General features: G+C 68.5%; 17 protein-coding genes. 7 read left to right on the top strand and 10 right to left on the bottom strand.

What is annotated here, in order from left to right:
• Positions 1–62: 62 nt before the first annotated feature.
• From BAU06_RS23005 to gtdA, 4 genes are all read right to left on the bottom strand, one after another.
• On the bottom strand, positions 63–1,028 hold the full coding sequence (locus BAU06_RS23005) for a tripartite tricarboxylate transporter substrate binding protein (protein WP_066356107.1): 966 nt from the start codon (positions 1,026–1,028) through the stop codon (positions 63–65).
• A 58-nt stretch (positions 1,029–1,086) separates the two neighbouring features.
• Positions 1,087–2,343, bottom strand: coding sequence for a flavin-dependent oxidoreductase (locus BAU06_RS23000; protein ID WP_066356101.1), 1,257 nt, complete (start codon positions 2,341–2,343; stop codon positions 1,087–1,089).
• A gap of 3 nt (positions 2,344–2,346) precedes the next feature.
• A complete protein-coding gene (locus BAU06_RS22995) occupies positions 2,347–3,045 on the bottom strand; it encodes a fumarylacetoacetate hydrolase family protein (protein ID WP_066356094.1) in 699 nt (232 codons plus the stop codon).
• A 267-nt stretch (positions 3,046–3,312) separates the two neighbouring features.
• A complete protein-coding gene (gene gtdA / locus BAU06_RS22990) occupies positions 3,313–4,362 on the bottom strand; it encodes a gentisate 1,2-dioxygenase (RefSeq protein WP_066356092.1) in 1,050 nt (349 codons plus the stop codon).
• 167 nt (positions 4,363–4,529) lie between these two features.
• On the opposite strand from gtdA, the gene BAU06_RS22985 reads away from it, so the two are divergent.
• Positions 4,530–5,450 (top strand): LysR family transcriptional regulator, encoded by a 921-nt coding sequence (locus BAU06_RS22985; RefSeq protein WP_066356088.1) that lies wholly within the window; start codon positions 4,530–4,532, stop codon positions 5,448–5,450.
• 156 nt (positions 5,451–5,606) lie between these two features.
• Positions 5,607–6,233 (top strand): LysE family translocator, encoded by a 627-nt coding sequence (locus BAU06_RS22980; RefSeq protein ID WP_066356083.1) that lies wholly within the window; start codon positions 5,607–5,609, stop codon positions 6,231–6,233.
• Between the two features lie 31 nt (positions 6,234–6,264).
• Here the strand turns inward: BAU06_RS22980 and BAU06_RS22975 are convergent, their stop codons facing one another.
• The 3 genes from BAU06_RS22975 to BAU06_RS22965 all read right to left on the bottom strand — a co-directional run bounded on the left by BAU06_RS22975 (position 6,265) and on the right by BAU06_RS22965 (position 10,340).
• The gene (locus BAU06_RS22975) at positions 6,265–7,257 is read right to left on the bottom strand and encodes a Bug family tripartite tricarboxylate transporter substrate binding protein (RefSeq protein ID WP_066356079.1); all 993 of its coding nucleotides are present in this window, start codon (positions 7,255–7,257) and stop codon (positions 6,265–6,267) included.
• A 172-nt stretch (positions 7,258–7,429) separates the two neighbouring features.
• Entirely contained in the window at positions 7,430–8,623 is a 1,194-nt protein-coding gene (locus BAU06_RS22970) for a CaiB/BaiF CoA transferase family protein (protein WP_066356078.1), read from the bottom strand.
• A gap of 130 nt (positions 8,624–8,753) precedes the next feature.
• Positions 8,754–10,340, bottom strand: a complete 1,587-nt coding sequence (locus BAU06_RS22965; protein ID WP_066356077.1) for an HD domain-containing phosphohydrolase — start codon at positions 10,338–10,340, stop codon at positions 8,754–8,756.
• 160 nt (positions 10,341–10,500) lie between these two features.
• On the opposite strand from BAU06_RS22965, the gene BAU06_RS22960 reads away from it, so the two are divergent.
• Both BAU06_RS22960 and BAU06_RS22955 read left to right on the top strand, forming a co-directional pair.
• Positions 10,501–11,280 (top strand): alpha/beta fold hydrolase, encoded by a 780-nt coding sequence (locus BAU06_RS22960; protein WP_066359620.1) that lies wholly within the window; start codon positions 10,501–10,503, stop codon positions 11,278–11,280.
• A 274-nt stretch (positions 11,281–11,554) separates the two neighbouring features.
• Positions 11,555–11,881 carry a hypothetical protein gene (locus BAU06_RS22955; RefSeq protein ID WP_066356071.1) on the top strand — a complete coding sequence of 109 codons (327 nt, stop codon included), beginning with the start codon at positions 11,555–11,557 and terminating at the stop codon, positions 11,879–11,881.
• On the opposite strand, the gene BAU06_RS22950 is transcribed toward BAU06_RS22955, so the two are convergent.
• From BAU06_RS22950 to BAU06_RS22940, 3 genes are all read right to left on the bottom strand, one after another.
• On the bottom strand, positions 11,878–12,774 hold the full coding sequence (locus BAU06_RS22950) for a LysR family transcriptional regulator (protein WP_066356070.1): 897 nt from the start codon (positions 12,772–12,774) through the stop codon (positions 11,878–11,880). The two genes, BAU06_RS22955 and BAU06_RS22950, sit on opposite strands and share 4 nt — an antisense overlap.
• A gap of 138 nt (positions 12,775–12,912) precedes the next feature.
• On the bottom strand, positions 12,913–14,463 hold the full coding sequence (gene glpK / locus BAU06_RS22945; protein WP_066356069.1) for a glycerol kinase GlpK: 1,551 nt from the start codon (positions 14,461–14,463) through the stop codon (positions 12,913–12,915).
• Positions 14,453–15,835, bottom strand: coding sequence for a DHA2 family efflux MFS transporter permease subunit (locus BAU06_RS22940; RefSeq protein WP_156770429.1), 1,383 nt, complete (start codon positions 15,833–15,835; stop codon positions 14,453–14,455). The genes glpK and BAU06_RS22940 overlap by 11 nt, the downstream gene beginning before the upstream one ends.
• Before the next feature lie 163 nt (positions 15,836–15,998).
• Here BAU06_RS22940 and BAU06_RS22935 point away from each other — a divergent pair, with 163 nt between their 5' ends.
• The 3 genes from BAU06_RS22935 to panC are packed head-to-tail and all read left to right on the top strand — an operon-like array spanning position 15,999 to position 17,982.
• Complete coding sequence (locus BAU06_RS22935; RefSeq protein ID WP_066356061.1) at positions 15,999–16,187, top strand: DUF3460 family protein; 189 nt, start codon at positions 15,999–16,001, stop codon at positions 16,185–16,187.
• A 17-nt stretch (positions 16,188–16,204) separates the two neighbouring features.
• A complete protein-coding gene (locus tag BAU06_RS22930) occupies positions 16,205–17,095 on the top strand; it encodes a segregation and condensation protein A (RefSeq protein WP_066356059.1) in 891 nt (296 codons plus the stop codon).
• A gap of 44 nt (positions 17,096–17,139) precedes the next feature.
• Positions 17,140–17,982, top strand: coding sequence for a pantoate--beta-alanine ligase (panC, locus tag BAU06_RS22925; RefSeq protein WP_066356057.1), 843 nt, complete (start codon positions 17,140–17,142; stop codon positions 17,980–17,982).
• The last annotated feature ends 53 nt before the right edge of the window (positions 17,983–18,035 follow it).

The following is an 18,035-nucleotide window of genomic DNA, read 5'->3' as shown; positions in this document are numbered from 1 at the left end:
GCTGTTCCGCTCTTAATGGCAGCGGGGCCGCCCGCGCGGCCCCGCCATGTGCATGACCGGGATCAGTCGGCCTTGATGCCGGCGCGGTTGACGATGTCGCTCCAGCGCTTGGCATCCTTGGCGATCAGGTCGCCGAATTCCGCCGGGCTGGAAGTCGCCGGCACCATGCCCTGCGCCTCGAAGGCGGTGGCGGTGGACGGTGCCTTCAGGGCCTCGGCGATCTGCTTGTTCAGGCTCTCGACGATGGCCGGCGGCGTGCCCTTGGGAGCCAGCACGCCGTACCACATATCGACGTCAGCGCCTTGCAGGCCCGATTCCGTCAGCGTGGGGACTTCCGGCAATTGCGGGATGCGCTTGGGACTGCCGGTCGCGATGGCCTTGAGCTTGCCCGCCTTGATCTGCGGCAGCGCGACGTGCACCGGCAGGAACATATAGTCCAGGCGGCCCGCCAGCATGTCGGTGACCGCGCCGGCCGTGCCCTTGTAGGGAACGTGCAGCATCTCGGTCTTGGTCTGGTCCAGCAGCAGGGCCATGGCCAGATGGTGCGGGGTGCCGACGCCTGGCGTGCCATAGGTCAGCTTGCCGGGCTGCTTGCGCGCCGCGTCCTCCAGCTGCTGCACGGTGTTGACCGGGTTGGACGGATGCGTCACCAGCAGCAGCGTGCCCCAGGAGGTCAGGCTGACCGGCGCGAAGTCCTTGACCGGGTCGTAGTGCAGCTTCTCCTTGTACAGCGGCTGGTTCATCACGAAGGTATTCACCGTCACCAGGAAGGTGTAGCCGTCGGGCGCGGAACGCGCGACTTTTTCCGTGCCGATGTTGCCGCTGGCGCCTGCCAGGTTTTCCACGATGACCGACTGGCCCAGGGTCTTGGGCAGGGTGGCGGCCAGCTGGCGCGCGACCAGGTCTATGCCGGTGGCGGGGGTGAAAGGCACGATCAGGGTGATCGGGCGTTCCGGCCATGCGGCCTGGCTGACGGATGCCGTCAGGGCAAGAGCCAGCGCGGCCAGGGCGCGAAACAGGGTTTTCATGTTTGTCTCCTTGCGGGCGGGGCATCCTGGCCGCGCCCGGTGGGTGGGTACGGCGGGGTCAGAGGAAGGACGGCCGCGTCTTCAGCGTTTCGGGATCGAAGCCGGCCACTTGCTTGTAGCGATCGGAAATGGCTTGCAGTTCGTCTCGGCTGATGACGTCCTCGATGCGGTCGAAGCGCTGGTCCCGCGAGCGCTCGTACGCGACACGCAGGATGGCGTCGGGCGGATTCTTGCGATTAGTCAGGACCACCTGGGTGGTCGCCGCCACGCGCACGCGATCGTATTCCTGCAGCGCCTGCGGCGTCAGGCCCTGGCGCTTGAGCTGGCCGGCCAGGAAACGCGCGTCGATGACGGCCTGGCCCGCGCCATTGGAGCCGCGCGGCACCATGGGGTGGGCGGCGTCGCCCAGCAGCGTCATGCGGCCCTGGGTCCAGGTGGGCAGTGGGTCCTGGTCCACCATGGGATACTCCAGCACCGAGTCGGCGTTCTGGATCAGCGCGGCGACGTCAAGCCAATCGAAGTGCCAGTCGGCAAAGGCCGGGAAGAAGTCTTCCAGGCGACCCTGGCGCGTCCAGTCGCGCACCGCGGGCTCGGGCGATTCGATTTCGGCGACCCAGTTCACCAGCTGGTTGCCTTCGGCATCGACGTTGTCGCGGATGGGATAGATCACCATCTTGCCGATCGACAGCCAACCGGCGCGCACCATGCTGCCGCCGCTCAGGAATGGCTTGCAGCGCGTGACCCCGCGCCACATATTGACGCCCGAATAGCGCGGCGCGCCTTCGTCTGGGTAGAGCTGCTTGCGCAGGGCGGAGTGGATGCCGTCGCAGCCGACCGCGATGGCGCCGCGCACGGACGGACGCGGCGCGCCGGCGGCGTCGGTCATGTGGACGGTGACACCGTCGGCGTCCTGCTCCACGCGGACGGCGCGATGGTCGACGAGCACGCTATCGGCACCCAGGCGCTCGCGCGCCGCCGCCAGCAGCGCCATCTGCAGGTCGCCCCGATGGATGGAGTACTGCGGCCAGGCATAGCCGGCGGCCTTGCCCGCGGGTTCGCTGTAGATGAACTGCCCGTGGCGCGTGAAGAAGATGGATTCCTTGGTATGCACGCCGAGCTTGTCCAGCGCCGGCAGCAAACCCAGTTCATCCAGCTCGCGCGCGGCGTGCGGCAGCAGGTTGATGCCCACGCCCAGCGGCTTGATTTCCGGTACGGCTTCGTACACGCGGCAGGCGATGCCGGCCTGGTGCAGGCTCAGGGCCAGCACCAGCCCGCCCACGCCCGCGCCCACGATGATTACGTCGGTATCTTTCATGGCTTACACCACCTTGGCGCGCAGGGTACCCAGACCATCGACCCCGCCTTCCATGAGGTCGCCCTTGACCACGGGGCCCACGCCTTCGGGCGTGCCCGTGTAGATCAGATCGCCCGGTTCCAGCCGGAAGTAGCGCGACAGGTAGCTGATGGTCTCGGCCACCGACCAGATCAGCTTGGACGTATCGCTGCGCTGCTTGTCCTGGCCATTGACCTTCAGCCAGATGCCCGCGCGATCGAAATGGCCCTTGGCCGCGGCCGGATGGAGCGGCCCGATGGGCGCGCTGTCATCGAAGGCCTTGCCCAATTCCCAGGGACGGCCCGCTTCGCGCATCTTCATCTGCAGATCGCGGCGCGTCATATCCAGCCCCACGGCGTAGCCGTAGACGTGCGCCAGGGCATCGGCGACATCGATATTGGCGCCGGCCTTGCCGATGGCGGCCACCAGTTCGATCTCGTAGTGATAGTTGGACGTCTCGGTGGGGTAGGGCAGGTCCAGCGTAGCGCCCTCGGCCACCGGCATCACGGCGTCAGCCGGCTTGCAGAAGAAAAACGGCGGCTCGCGGTCCGGATCGAAGCCCATTTCGCGCGCATGGGCGGCATAGTTGCGGCCCACGCAGTACACGCGACGCACGGGAAAACTGTCGCCGCTTCCGGCGACCGGCACGGCGACGGTCGCCGGCGGAGCAAAGACATAAGGCATGAGCAAGAAACCTTAGTTGGCAAAAGGAAAAACGACGACCGGCTACAGCAACGTCGACGGACTACGAACTACATCAAAGAAACCAGCTGCCCCAGACCCGGGACGCCGCGGATCCGGCTCCGCCGGTCCGCAGGCGTCGCCCCCTTGAGGGGGAGCGCGCAGCGCTTGGGGGTGGGCCCCACCCTCGGCTCCGCCGGTCCGCAGGCGTCGCCCCCTTAAGGGGGAAGCGAGCAGCGCTTCGGGGGGTGGGCCTTCCACCGGCCTGCCCTACACCCTCTCTTCGCGCAGCAGCCCCAGCGCCGCCTGCACCGGACGATCGGAATAGCTGAACAGGATGGCGTCTTCCATGGCGGCCAGTTGGACCGGTTGCCAGGACGGGGCCACGAAGACATCGCGCGGGCCGAAATGGAATTCCTGGTCGCCGACGCGCGCCGTGCCCCGGCCTTCCACCACCGAGTAGACGGTGGAGTCGGTGCTGCGATAGGTCTTGCCCTGGAAGCCGGCCGGCAGCAGTTGCATGAAGGTCGCCATGGTGGGCATGGGATAGCCGCCGGTCGCCGGATTGACGTAGCGCAGCTTGACGCCGTCCCAGGCGTCCAGTTCGCCGTGGCGGTACAGCTGGTCCAGCGCTTCGCGGCTGCGTTCGTAGGGATAGTTGAAGATGGGCGAGTTGCCGTTGGCCGGCACGTGGCGCACGGGCGCCATGTTGTGGCCGAAGCGGGCGAAGCTGTCGCCTTCCGGGCGCGTCACGGGCTGCGTGGAGGCCGGATAGTTTTCCGCGAAGCCGGCATCCAGCATGCGCAGCAGCGGGATATCCAGGCCGTCCAGCCAGACGACGGGTTCGCCGCCCTCGGCCGCTTCGATATTGCCGTGGTCGTGGAAAGTCCAGGACGGCGTGATGATGAAGTCGCCGGGATGCATGGTGGTGCGCTCGCCGTTGACCGCGGTATAGGCCCCCGACCCCTCGACGATGAAGCGCAGCGCCGATTGCGTGTGGCGGTGGCTGGGCGCGATTTCGCCGGGCAGGATCAATTGCAGGCCCGCGTACAGCGTCTGCGTGATGCTGGCCTGGCCGGGCAGCCCGGGATTTTCCAGGATCAGGACGCGCCGCACGGCCTCTTCCGCGGAAATCAGCGTGCCGGCTTCCATCACGTCCGCGCGGACCTCGTTGTAGCGCCACATGGCCGGCACGCAGCGCGGCTGCGGGGTGCGCGGGACCAGGTTGTGCAGCGATTCCCACAGCGGCGCCATGTTCTTGCGCGCGATGCGTTCGTAATAGGCGGCGCGATCGGCGCGCGGCGTGATTCCTTCAGCCATGGCCTTGTCTCCTTAGCGGTTTTCCGTATTATGGGAGCCGCGATATACGCTTAGAAATGAAATTATCTTATTATCCATACGCCGAATCGTATGGCCGGCCGGAATGCCCGCGCACTGTATCCCTTGATGGGGCAGCCGCCACTCCCTGCCCGGACGAAGAGACCCACATGGACTGGACCTACCGCCTGCGCCTGCGCAACCTGAAGATGTTGCTCAGCCTGGCCCAGACGCGCAACATCAGCCATTCCGCCGCCATGCTGAATACCACCCAGCCCGGCCTGTCGAAATGGCTGAAGGACCTGGAGGACGACATCGGCCTGCCGCTGTTCGAGCGGCATGCCCGCGGCCTGCGTCCCACCCCGTACGGCGAAGCCCTGATCGCCCATGCGCAGCGTATCGATGCCCAACTGGAGCGGGCCAGCGGCGATATGGCGGCGCTGCGCCAGGGCGGCGGCGGTCGGGTGGTGATCGGCGCGTCCGGCGCGTCGGCCTCGGACACCGTGCCGCTGGCCGTCATGCGGTTGCTGGAGCGCATGCCCCAGGCGCGCGTCAAGCTGGTGGAGTCCACCATGGACCACCTGCTGGCCCAGTTGGCGCAGGGGGAACTGGATATCGTCGTGGGCCGGTCGGCGCCGGAGCACCACGATCCCGCCATCCTGTCGGAGTCCCTTTACCTGGAGCCGGTGCACATGGTGGCGCGGCCGCGCCACCCCGTCTTCAGCCTGCCCCGCATCACCTGGGAAGACCTGATGGCCTACCGGTGGATCGTCTGGCCCAAGGGAACGCCTATCCGCAACGCGCTGGACACTGCGCTGGCCGCGGCCGGCAAGGCCCTGCCCGCGGATCATGTGGAATCGAATTCCGTCACCATCAATCTGACGCTGATCAGCAATAGCGACCTGGTCGGGGTGGCCTCGCATCGGGCCGCCCTGCGTTTTTCGCAGATGAACGCGATGCGCATCCTGCCCATCCGGCTGTCGGGTTTCGGCGCCGTCACCATGTATTGGCGGCAGGAGACCTTCCAGCCCGCGGCCGTCGAAATGGCGCTGGACAGCTTGCGCGCCGTGGTGGGCGAACACCAGGGCTAGGGTTTGGCGGCCCGGTCCCGATGCTGATCGGGCAGCAGCACGTGATCGGGACGGTCGGCGCGCGCCCGCGACATGCCGCGACAGGGCCATAATCCCGATGCAGGAGCGGAAAGCGGGGTGCATCGACATCCCGCCGCATACTAGGAGACTTCAATCATGTCACTGGAACACTGGCTGGCTTTCGTGGCCGCCTCGGCGATCCTGCTGGTCATTCCAGGCCCGACCATCCTGTCGGTCATCAGCTATTCGCTGGCGCACGGGCGGCGGGCGCGCTGGCCGCTGGTGGCGGCGGTGGCGCTGGGCGATTCCACCGCCTTGTGCGTATCCCTGCTGGGCCTGGGCGCCTTGCTGGCGGCCTCGGCCTTCTGGTTTACGGTGGTGAAGTGGATAGGCGGCGGCTACCTGCTGTACCTGGGGCTGCGCATGCTGGGTACGGGCGCGTCGGGCGGCGCGCTGCGGGCGGCGTCGGCGGTGCCGGCCTCGCGCTGGAAACTGTTTGCCAATACCTGGCTGGTCACCGCGCTGAATCCCAAGGGCATCGTGTTCTTCGTCGCCTTCCTGCCGCAATTCATCGAGCCGGCGCGCGATGCCTCGGGGCAGCTGTGGATCCTGGCGCTTACCTTCGTGGCGCTGGCGTCATTGAACGCCACCTTGTATGCCCTGTTCGCGGGCGCGGCCAGCCGCTGGCTGTCCTCGCCGCGCGCGCGCCGCGGGTTTCATCTGGCCGGTGGATCGCTATTGTCCGCGGCCGGGGTGTGGGCCTTGCTTGCCCGCCGGCCTTGAGGCAGGCCGGCGGGGATGCCGTCCGGACGCTTCAGTTCGCCGTGATGTTGGCCTTTTCGACGACGGACTTGTAGCGCACCAGCTCGTCGCGCGTGTACTTGCCCAGCTGTTCCGGTCCCATGAATTCCGCCTCGGCGCCCTGTTCGGCGGCCTTCTTGCGGAACTCGTCCGTCTTCATGATTTTCTCGATTTCGCTGGACAGCTTCACGATCACGTCGTTGGGCGTGCCGGCCGGCGCGTACATCGCGAACCAGGACGAGACGATCAGGTCGGGGTAGCCGGCTTCGGCGGCGGTGGGCACATCGGGCAGCGATTCCAGGCGCGCCTTGCCGGTGACCGCCAGGGGACGCAGCTTGCCGGCGGCGATCTGGCCCAGCAGGGGCGGCGGCGTGGTGATGGTCATGTCGACGGCGCCGCTCAGCAAATCGGCCAGCGCGGGGCCCGTTCCCTTGTAGGGGATGTGGGTGGTCTTGATGCCCGCCATCTGGTTCAGCAACTCGGTGGCGACCTGCTGCAGCGAGCCGTTGCCGGACGACGCATAGTTCAGTTCGCCCGGGTGGGCCTTGGCGTAGTCCACCAGTTCCTTCATCGACTTGATGGGCAGGCTGGGGCGCACCACCACCACTTGCGGCGCGGACAGCACGTTGGCCACGGGCGCGAAGGACTTGATGGGGTCCCAGTTCAGGCCCTGCGTGATCAACGGGGTGATGACCTGGTACCCGGAATATTGCAGCAGCAGGGTGTAGCCGTCGGGGGCCGCACGGCTGACCGCCTGCGCCGCGATGCTGCCGGAGGCGCCAGGCTTGTTCTCCACCACCACCGACTGGCCCAGGGCCTTGGCCAGCGGCTGCGCGATCAGGCGCGCCGCGATGTCGGTGGTGCCGCCCGGCGCGGCCGAGACGATCAGCGTGATGGGCCGCTCGGGGTAGGCCGCATTGGCCGCCAGCGGCGCCGCCGCGAGCGCGCAGAGGCCCGCGCCGGCAAGCAGGCGGCGCAGCGTCGTGATGGGATTCGAGGTTTTCATGGCGATGTCTCCGTTCGTTGTTGTGCGGAAGAAGGCGGTACTGAAGAAGGCGGTACTGAAGATGTCGGTACTTCCCGCTGGGTGGTGCGAGGCCGTGCGCGGGCGCGGGGCGCCATGCGCTCGGGCCGCACCATGCGTGCCGGCGGTAGGCCTGAAGCCGTCCCGCCGGGGCTTATGCGATCACCCCCGCGGCGCGCAGGGCGGCCCGGCGTTCGTCGTCCAGGCCGATCTCGCGCAACACGACGTCGGTGTCTTCGCCCAGGGTCGGGGCGCGTTCGCGCACCTGCCCGGGATTGCCGGAAAGCAGCGGAAAAACGGCGGGCATTTCGACGGCGACCCCGCTGGCCGATTCCACCGTGACGATGGCCTGGCGGGCGCGGTAATGCGGGTCCTGCGCGATGTCGGCGATGCTGTAGATGCGCCCGGCGGGCACGCCGGCCTCGCGCATCGCGTCCAGCACCTGGTCTATGGTGCGAGCCTGCGTCCACGCGGCGATGGCCTGGTCGATCTCCGTGACGCGGGCGACACGGCCGTCATTGCGGGCCAGGGCCGGGTCGCGTGCCAGGTCTTCGCGGCCGATGCGGGACATCAGCCGCGTGTAGATGCCATCGCCATTGCCCGCGATCAAGACATAGCCGTCCTGGCAGGGGTAGGCGTTGGAGGGGGCGATGCCCGGCAGCGCCGCGCCGGCCGGTTCGCGCACGGCGCCGAACACGGAATATTCGGGCAGCAGGCTTTCCGTCAGGTTGAAGATGCTTTCGTATAGCGCGGCGTCGATCACCTGTCCGGTGCCGCCGCGCGCGTCGCGCTCGTACAGCGCCAGCAGGACACCCAGGGCCCCGTGCAGGCCGGCGATGGTATCGCCCAGCGACAGCCCGGCGCGCACGGGCGCGCGGCCCGGTTCGCCGTTCAGGTAGCGCAGGCCCGCCATGGCTTCGCCGATGGCGGCGAAGCCCGGTTCGCCGGCCTTGGGGCCGGTCTGGCCGTAGCCGGAGATGCGCAGCATGATCAGGCGGGGATTCAAGCGGTGCAGCGCCTCCCAGGACAGGCCCCATTTCTCCATGGTGCCGGGCCGGAAGTTCTCGATCAGCACGTCGGCCTCGGCGGCCAGCTGGCGGACGATGTCCTGACCCTCGGGCTGGCGCAGGTCGACGCAAACCGATTGCTTGTTGCGCGACTGGGCCTCCCACCAGACCGAGGTCCCTTCATGCAGCATGCGCCATTTGCGCAGCGGATCGCCGACGCCCGGGGGTTCGATCTTGATGACCTGGGCGCCGAAGTCGGCCAGCGTTTTTGCCGCGAAGGGGCCGGCGATCAGCTGCCCCAGTTCCAGCACGCGGATGCCCGCGAGTATTTGTCGTGCCATGTCTCCTCCCTGCGTAGGCGTGCCAGGGAGCGACAGTGTGCCGCAGGCCGCCGCGGCGCGGGAATGACACATTCGCCAAAAGGGGTTTCCGCAAACGAGAAGGCCGGCGCGGGCGGGGCCCTGCGCGGCCCTACAGCAGCCCGAGCGAAGACGCCTTCAGGATGGCCGCCGCCCGCGTCGTGCACTGCAGCTTGCGGAAGACGTTCTCGACGTGGGTACGCACCGTGCTCGGGCTGAGCGCGAGCTGGCGGGCGGCTTCCTTGTTGGTGCAGCCCACGCTGATGGCGCGCAGCACGTCGCGTTCACGCGGGGTGAGGAGGGCGGCGTCCGGGCGGGCCGCGTCGTCCATGGTGTCCTTGACCCCACCGACGCCGACGATGCCGGCGCCACCGCCGCCGCTACAGCCGACCCCGGCGCCGCCGGCCTCGCCCGCCGCGCCGGACCATCCGGCCCCCGCTCCGGTCCCGCCGGCGAGCAATGCCTCGATGATGGGGCGGTCGAAGCGGCCGCGCTCCGCCTGGCCGCGCAGGAGCGAGGCCGCTTCATCGTCGGGCATCGCCCCCCGCCATGGCCGCGCGCAACGCAGCGCGACCCAGGCTACGGCGGCGGCGACGATCTGCGCCGGTTGGCTCACGGCGGGCGTGCCGACGGCGCGGAAATATCCGGAGCCGTCGGCGCGTTCATAGACATACGAGGCAAGCTCGGCGGCATCGGCCAGGGCGCCCGTCTGCTTGCCGGCGCGCGCCGTCCAGTATGGCACCAGGCGCACTTTTTCCCACGCGGCCGCGGACAGCCTGCCCGGCGTATTCCAGATCGCGTTCGGCACGGCGGCGCGGCCGATGCCATGTATCAGCCCCGCGCGATATACCGCGTCCATGGTGACATCGTCCAATGCCATCCTTCGCGCACATGCCGCCGCGGCTGTCGCGACGGCGCGTGAATAGCCCGTCATCCACGGGAGTTTCAGGTCGATGACGTCGGCGATCAGCTCCAGCGGCGCGTCGCGCAGCGTGGCCGGCGTGGGCTGGAGCGCCCGCGACGGCGATTCGTCCCGCGTCGCTTCCCCGCCGCGGTCCAGCTCGGCCAGCCAGGCGTCGGCGTGGGCGATGGCGATATCGGCCAGGCTGGCGGGATACGCGGCCTGCGCCTTCCCGCGGATGATCTCGCGCGCCTGCGCCATGCCGTAGGTGCGGCCGAGTATTTCCACGTCGCCGGCCAGGACCACCACGAAGACCTCCGGCGGGATCTCGGCGCCCCGCAATCCGCGCGGGTTGCCGCTGCCGTCCCAGGCCTCGAAGACGGCGCGCAGGATCTCGCCGACGCGCGCAGGCAGCCCCAGCATGGCCGCCACCTGGCCCGATACCTCGCAATGGATCTCCGCCAGGGGGCGCAGCGCGGCGGCGGTTCCGCCATGCAGCGCCAGCGACGCCGACCAGCCGGGACGCATCGCCAGCATGGCCGCGCGGCCGGCCACGTCGTCGCCGAAGACGCTGGCGACTTCCGCGGCGTTGGCGGTGCAGCCGGACCAGCGCAGCAGGGCGGCGTCCTGCACCGCGTGCACGGCTTCGGACGGCATGCCGGCGGCTTGCGCGATGCGGCATGCCAGCCGCGCGACGCGATCCGAGTGATCCGTCGGCTGCCCCATGCTGAGGTCGCCGATGAAGGCCAATGCCCGTATGGCATCGAAGACAGCGACCGGATGGTGGGACGCATGCATGCGCGAAGACTCCGTGGTGGCGGGCCCCGCCGGCCGCGGCGACAGCGGCCGGCAGCCGCTTCAGGGCCGGCCGCCGGCGGCATCGGATGTTCATCCGATGCCCTTATTCCGCCTCTTGCCTCAAGCTGGCGTCTCCTCGAACTGCACGGAGAATAGCATCGTGAAAACCCTGTTGAAGAAATTCCTGCCGGCCCTTTTTCTGACCGGTGCCCTGGCGGCCACGGCTGCGCATGCCGCGCCGCCGGCGCAGGACCTGAAAGGCAAGAACATCGTACTGGTGCACGGCGCTTTCGCCGATGGCTCCAGCTGGAACAAAGTCATTCCCCTGCTGGAGGCCCGCGGCGCTCACGTCGTCGCCGTGCAGAACCCGCTGTCTTCCCTGCGCGATGACGTCGATGCCGCACGCCGCGCCATCGAGGCGCAGCAGGGTCCAGTCATCTTGGTGGGACATTCCTGGGGCGGCGTGGTCATCACCGAAGCGGGCAACACGGACAAGGTGAAGGCGCTGGTCTACGTGGCCGCCTTCGCGCCCGACAACGGCCAGTCGATCAACGACATGACGCAGGGCGCGCCGGCGCCGGCATGGGCGGCGCAATTGCGCAAGGATTCCGGCGGTTTCCTCACCTTGTCGACGGAAGGCATCCTGCAGAACTTCGCACAGGATCTGCCCGCGCCGGCCGCCCGCCTGGTGGCGGCCACCCAGGGACCTGCCGCGGAAGCCATCTTCGGTACAAAGGTCGCGACGGCGGCCTGGCGCAACAAGCCTTCGGCCTTCGTGGTGGCCGACGCCGACCGGATGATCGATCCGGCCCTGCAGGCGAAAATGGCCGCCGACATCGGCGCGACGGTGACGCATGTGCGTTCCAGCCACGTCCCGATGCTGAGCCAGCCCGCCGCGGTGGCCAACGCCATCATCGCGGAGGCAAAGAAAGTCCGTTGAACCCCGCACCCCGACCGCGGTAATGGCGCCGGGGCCGGCGCGCACCCGGAATGTCCCGCGATCCGGGCGCGCCGGTCGCCGCCGTCGCCCCGCCGGGTGACGCGGCCGGCGATACATACCGCCCGGCCGGGCGGGCCGCGGGTGCCGCCGTCGCGGTACAAAATCCGACCTCCATATCGGAGGCCATCCGCCCACCGCGCATAGAACCGATCGAGCCGGTCTCCGCACTCAGGATTCCGCGGTCCGCCCGGGCCGGACGTACTGGAGATCGATCGTGTTGCTGCCCGTGATGTTGCAAGGCCTGTCCATTCTTGTCGTCGTGGGGGCCGCGTGCCTCGCGTTGCGGCACCTTCTGCGCGGCGGCTGGGCAGGCAGGATCTATTCCGGGATCATGCTGGCGTGTCTGGTGCTGGGCGTCGCAGGAATCGCTACGGCGCCACCGGACGATTCCGTCCACTCGCAGTTTGCCTGGGGCCTGTGGCTGGTACTGCTTTCCGTGGCGGGCGTAACCTTGCCCGGGCTGGGCGCCTTGTGCCTGCGCGTTGCCGCACCGGGCCGGCGCATGCGCGCACTGTGCGCGCGACTGCGAAGAAGGTCCTAGCCCGCCGCGCGCAATTGCGTCAGCAGCATGCGCGGCGCCAGCGCCAGCGTGTCGACATCGCGCACGGCCAGCAGCAGCCAGCGCCGGGTCCAGTCGTCCGTCAGGGGAATCAGCCGCAATTGCATGGAGCGGGCATGCGGCTCGGCAGCGATGCGCGGCAGCACGCCGATGCCGCGCGTGGCGACGACCATGCGGCAGATGGCGTCGAAGCTGCGCACCTGGATGCGCAGTTTCATGGGCAGCTCCAGGCGCGCGCATTCCTGCGCCAGCAGGCCCGCCAGCGACGTACTGGGCGGCAGGCCGACGTAGTCGTACTCCAGGGTTTCGGCGAAGGCCACGCTGGCCCGCGTGGCCAGCGGGTGGCTGTCGGGCACCACCAGCATGAGCTCGTCGCGCTTGTAGGGAAAGGTCTGCAGCCCGGCGTCCGGCGTGCGTTCGCCGAACACGCCGATATCGGCGCGGTTTTCCGCGACGGCGGCAACGATTTCGCTGCTGTTCTGTTCTTCGAGCTCGATGCGTACCGCAGGATGCTCGGTCATGAAACGCGACAGGTCGTCGGGCAGGAACTGCGTGATCGAAGAGGTATTGGCGGCGATGCGCACCTGCCCGCGCGCGCCCTGCGCGTAATCCGACAGCGTTCCGGCCATCTGGTCGACTTCCTGCAGGATGCGGGTGGCGTGTGCCAGGCAGGCCTGGCCGGCATCGGTCAGCTCCACGCCGGCGGCCTTGCGGAACAGCAGGGGCGATCCCAGCGCGGCTTCCAGGTCGGATATCCGCTTGCTGGCCGCGCCCACCGCCAGCCGCGCCTGGCGCGCGCCGGCGGATATGCTGCCCAGGCGGGCGACGGAGACGAACAACGCAAGCGTGACGAGGTCGATGCGGGCCAGGTTCATGGGCGCATTGTAGGCGCGGACGCCCAGTGTCCGGCGCCGGCCGGCACCGGGAACGCCGCCGCGGCGCCGGCCGGCGAGCCGGGTGGCGTCAGGCCGCCACGGCGACCCCGGTCAGCGATCCGGCATCATCGCGCGGCTTCAGCCGCGCGCCCAGTTCTTGGAAAGCTCCACCGCCTGTCCCCAGCGCCGCAACCGCGCCTCGCGCCGGTCCGCCGACCACGCGGGTGCGAAGCGCCGTTCGGCCTGCCATTGAGCGGCGAAGGCGTCCATATCTTTCCAGAAACCGACCGCCAGCCCGGCCAGGCCCGCCGCGCCACGCGCCGTGGATTCGGATACGCGCGGCCGCACCACCGGCACGCCCAGCAGATCCGCCTGCATCTGCATCAGCAGATCGTTGCGTGCCGCGCCGCCGTCCACGCGAAGCTCGGACAGCTCGATTCCGCAGTCCGCTTTCATCGCCGTGAGCAATTCCGCGCTTTGCAGGGCGATCGATTCCAGCGTGGCGCGTGCCACGTGGGCGCGGCTGGTGCCGCGCGTCAGACCCACCAGCGTGCCGCGGGCGTAGGGATCCCAGTGCGGCGCGCCCAGCCCGGCGAAAGCGGGCACCAGGAAAACATCGTCCGTATCGGCCACGCTGCCGGCCAGGGCTTCCACGTCTTCGGAGCGCTGGATGATGCCCAGGCCGTCGCGCAGCCACTGTACGGCCGCTCCCGCCACGAACACCCCGCCTTCCAGCATGAAGGTGGGCGTCCAGGCGGGGCCGCCGTTGGGGAATACTTGCGCGTCGGCCGTGTCTTCGGCCGGCCGCGGCAGGCCCCAGCCCACCGTCGACAGCAGCCGGTGGCGCGAAGCCACCGGCTTGTCGCCGACGTTCATCAGCATGAAGCAGCCGGTGCCATAGGTATTCTTGGCCATGCCCGGCTTGAAGCAGGCCTGCCCGAAGGTGGCGGCCTGCTGGTCGCCCGCCACGCCCGCGATCGGAATGGCGCCGCCGAACCATTGCGGCAGGGTTTCGGCCACCACCGCGCTGCTGGGCGCGATCGCCGGCAGCACGGCGCGCGGAATGTCCAGGCATTGCAGGAGCTCGTCGCTCCAGTCCTGCGTGTGGATATCGAACAGCAGCGTGCGCGAGGCATTGGTGCAATCGGTGCTGTGGACCTTGCCGCCGGTCAGTTGCCAGATCAGCCAGGTATCGATGGTGCCGAAGGCGACCTCGCCGCGCTCGGCCGCGGCGCGGGCGCCCGGCACGTGGTCCAGCAGCCAGGCCAGCTTGGTGCCGGCGAAATAGGCATCCAGCACCAGTCCCGTGCGCTGTTGCAGGAAGTCCGCCTTGCCCTCGGCGCGCATGCGGTCGCAGGCCTCGGCGGTGCGGCGGTCCTGCCAGACGATGGCATGGGCCAATGGCCGGCCGGTGGCGCGATCCCAGATCAGCGTGGTTTCGCGCTGGTTCGTGATGCCGATGGCGGCGATGTCGGCCGCTGTCGCGCCGGCGTTGTCCAGGGCTTCGCGCGCCACGTCCAGCTGGCTGCGCCAGATTTCGTTGGCGTCGTGCTCGACCCAGCCAGGGTGCGGGTAATACTGCCGGAACTCGCGCTGGCCCACGCCGCGCGCGCGTCCGGCGCGGTCGAACACGATGGCGCGTGAGCTGGTCGTGCCCTGGTCCAGGGCAAGAATGTATTCATTCTTCATCGCTGGTCTGCACCTTTCGTCCGTTCAATTGGCTGCCGGCCGCCGGGTCCAGCCGGCGGAATGAGAAAAAGGACGCCGCGCACAGCAACCCGATCACCAGGAAGCCGGCGACGATGTCCGCGACCTGGGCGCGATCGGAGCCGCGCAGCGCCATACTGACATTCAGCGTCACGGCGGCCACGCCCACGCCCAGGCTGACGCCCAGCTGCTGGGCCATGGCCGCGAAGCTGCTGGCGCGGCTCATTTTGTCCGCGCCGATGTCGGCATAGGTCAGGGCGTTGACGCCGGTGAACTGCAGCGAACGGAAGAACCCGCCGATGAGCAAAACCAGGATGATCACCCAGGACGGCGTGCTGGGCTGGAACAGCGCGCAGACGCAGATGAACAGGCCGGTCAGCAAGGCATTCACGGTCAGGACGCGGCGGAAGCCGAACCGGCGCACGATGGGGGTGGCGACGAACTTCATCAACAGGGCGCCCGCCGCGCTGGCGAAGGTGATCATGCCCGCGGCGAAGGGCGACAGCCCGAAGCCCACCTGCAGCAGCATCGCCAGCAGGAAGGGCGTGGCCCCGACCGAGAACCGGCACAGGTTGCCCGCCAGGGTGGAGATCGCGAACGTGGGGATGCGCATCAGCGTCAGGTCGATGATGGGATGGGCCGCCTTGCGCGAATGATGCACGTACCAGAATCCGCTGGCCAGCCCGATGGCGATGATGCCCAGGGCCTGGGCGGACGCATCCCGCCCCACGGCCTCGAACCCGCTGACCAGGGTGGCCATGCTGATACCGCTGAGCACGAAGCCCAGCCAATCCAGCCCCGGCACGTTTTTCTCGCGGATCTCCTGGATATAGCGCAGGATCAGGGCGATGCCCAGCACGCCCATCGGCACGTTGATCAGGAAGATCCAGTGCCAGGACGCATAGGTCACCAGGAAGCCGCCCAGCGGCGGGCCGATCACCGGGCCCAGCAGGGCGGGGATCGACAGGAAGGACATGGCCTTGAGCAGGTCCTCCTTGGGGACCGTGCGCAGCAGGATGATGCGGCCCACCGGCACCATCATGGCCCCCGCCACCCCCTGCGCCACGCGCGACAGCACCAGTTGCGCGACGGTCTGGGAGATGGCGCATGCCACCGAGCTCAGGGTGAACAGGGCGATGGCGGCGATGAAGACCCGGCGGGCGCCGAAGCGGTCGGCCGCCCAGCCGCTGACCGGTACGAATACCGCCGCCGCCAGCAGGTAGGACGTGATCGCCACGTTCAGCCGGACCGGCGTGGAATCCAGGGACGCGGCCATGGCCGGCAGCGCGGTGGCGACTACCGTTGCGTCCAGCATCTGCATGAACAGGGCGCAACCTACGATAAAGGGAATCATTTTTGCCGCGCGCAGGGCGGCAGGATCGGCAAGCGGGGGAGAGGCCAGCGTTTTGGTGGGCATGTCGGGAGGGACGGCGGGGGTGCCGTCCCATTGTAGCGCCGCGCTTTCCGCCGCCCTGAAGTAAACTGGCGGGTAACGCAACTCCCTGACGCACGGTTCCATGGCCACCAACTACGAGTCGGAAATCACCCGGTTCCTGAAGGACTACAAGAAAACCCATCCCGATGTGGAAAAACGGCAGCGCGAAGGCCGCGGCCTGCTGTGGGACAAGCCGCAGGATCCCGAACTCCTGGAAGGTTTCCGTGCCGCGCGCGTCCCGCAAAGGCCTTACGTCTATTCCAACGACTGAGCGGCCGGCTACCGTCCATGTCGCAAAATGCCGCCGTGCCCGGCAAGGACCTTGCCGCGCTCGTGGAGCCGCAGGTGGATAGCACGCCCGACACGGTCGATAGCGTGGCTTTCGCGCGGCTGTATGGCGAGCCGCTGTTCCAGCTGCCGCAGGACCTGTACATCCCCCCCGATGCCCTGGAAATCTTCCTGGAGGCCTTCGAGGGCCCGCTGGACCTGCTGCTGTACCTGATCCGCAAGCAGAACTTCAATGTGCTGGACATCCCCATGGCGGATGTCACGCGGCAATATCTTTCCTATGTAGAGCAGATCCGGCTGCACAACCTGGAACTGGCCGCCGAATACCTGCTGATGGCGGCCATGCTGATCGAGATCAAGTCGCGCATGCTGCTGCCCGTGCGCAAGAGCGACACCGGCGAAGAGGTCGAGGACCCGCGCGCCGAGCTCGTGCGCCGCCTGCTGGAATACGAACAGATGAAGCTGGCGGCGCAGAAACTGGACGCGCTGCCCCAGCTGGGCCGCGACTTCCAGCGCACCCAGGCGGTGGCCGACCTGAGCGTCGAGCGGGCCATGCCCGACGTGTCGCCGGAAGACCTGCGCCAGGCCTGGGCCGACATCATGAAGCGGGCCAAGCTGAATGCGCACCATCACATCACGCGCGAACAGCTGTCCGTGCGCGACCACATGACGCACATCCTGCGGCGCCTGAGCGACGTGCGCTTCATGGAATTCAGCGAAATGTTCATGGAGCGCATCGACGAAGGCGCGCCCGCCGCCGTGGTGGTGGTGCATTTCATCGCCATGCTGGAACTGGCGCGCGAATCCCTGCTGGAAATCACGCAGGCCGAGCCTTACGCGCCCATCTACGTGCGCCTGGCCTATACCAGCGTGGCGGCCGCGGCGGCCTGATTTCCGGCGCCCGCCCGCGCGGCGCGCCATTCCCGGAGACATTCTTGAAAGTCGTACACACCATCCAGGAACTGCGCGATCACCTGCGCGGGCAGAACCGGGTTTCCTTCGTGCCCACCATGGGCAACCTGCACGAAGGCCACCTGGCGCTGATGAAGCTGGCGCGCCAGCACGGCGATCCTGTCGTGGCCAGCATCTTCGTCAACCGGCTGCAGTTCGGGCCCTCGGAAGACTTCGACCGCTACCCCCGCACCCTGGCCGAGGACATCGAAAAGCTGGAACGCGAACGCGACGTCTATGTGCTGTTCGCCCCCGACGAGCGGGAAATGTATCCGGAGCCGCAGAATTACCGCGTGCGTCCCCCGGACGATCTGGGCGACATCCTGGAGGGCGAATTTCGCCCCGGTTTCTTCACCGGCGTATGCACCGTGGTGCTGAAGCTGTTTTCCTGCGTGCAGCCGCGCGTGGCGGTGTTCGGCAAAAAGGACTACCAGCAGCTGATGATCGTGCGTGCGATGTGCCGCCAATTCCAGTTGCCGGTCGATGTGCTGGCGCACGAAACCGTGCGGGCGGACGACGGCCTGGCCCTGTCCTCGCGCAACCGTTACCTGAGCGATGCCGAGCGCGCCGAGGCGCCCCGGCTCTATGCGCAGTTGCAGGAGGTCCAGCGCCAGCTGGCGTCCGGACAGCGCGACGCCGCCGCCCTGGAAGCCGATGCCATCGCGGCCCTGGCGGGCCGGGGGTGGCAGGTGGACTACATCGCGGTGCGTCGCCGCCGCGACCTGAAAGCCCCGGAAGCCGCCGACATGGCGGCGGGCGAGCCGCTGGTGGTGCTGGCCGCCGCCAAGCTGGGGTCGACCCGGCTGATCGACAACCTGGAGCTATAAACCACGCGGGCTAGGACCAGTCCTAGCCCGCGTGCGTCCAATCTGTACTGGTC

This window comes from Bordetella bronchialis (assembly GCF_001676705.1).
GTDB lineage: Bacteria > Pseudomonadota > Gammaproteobacteria > Burkholderiales > Burkholderiaceae_B > Bordetella_C > Bordetella_C bronchialis.
Note: the sequence above shows the minus strand (reverse complement) of the source record. Positions and strands in the feature narration are given on the sequence as shown.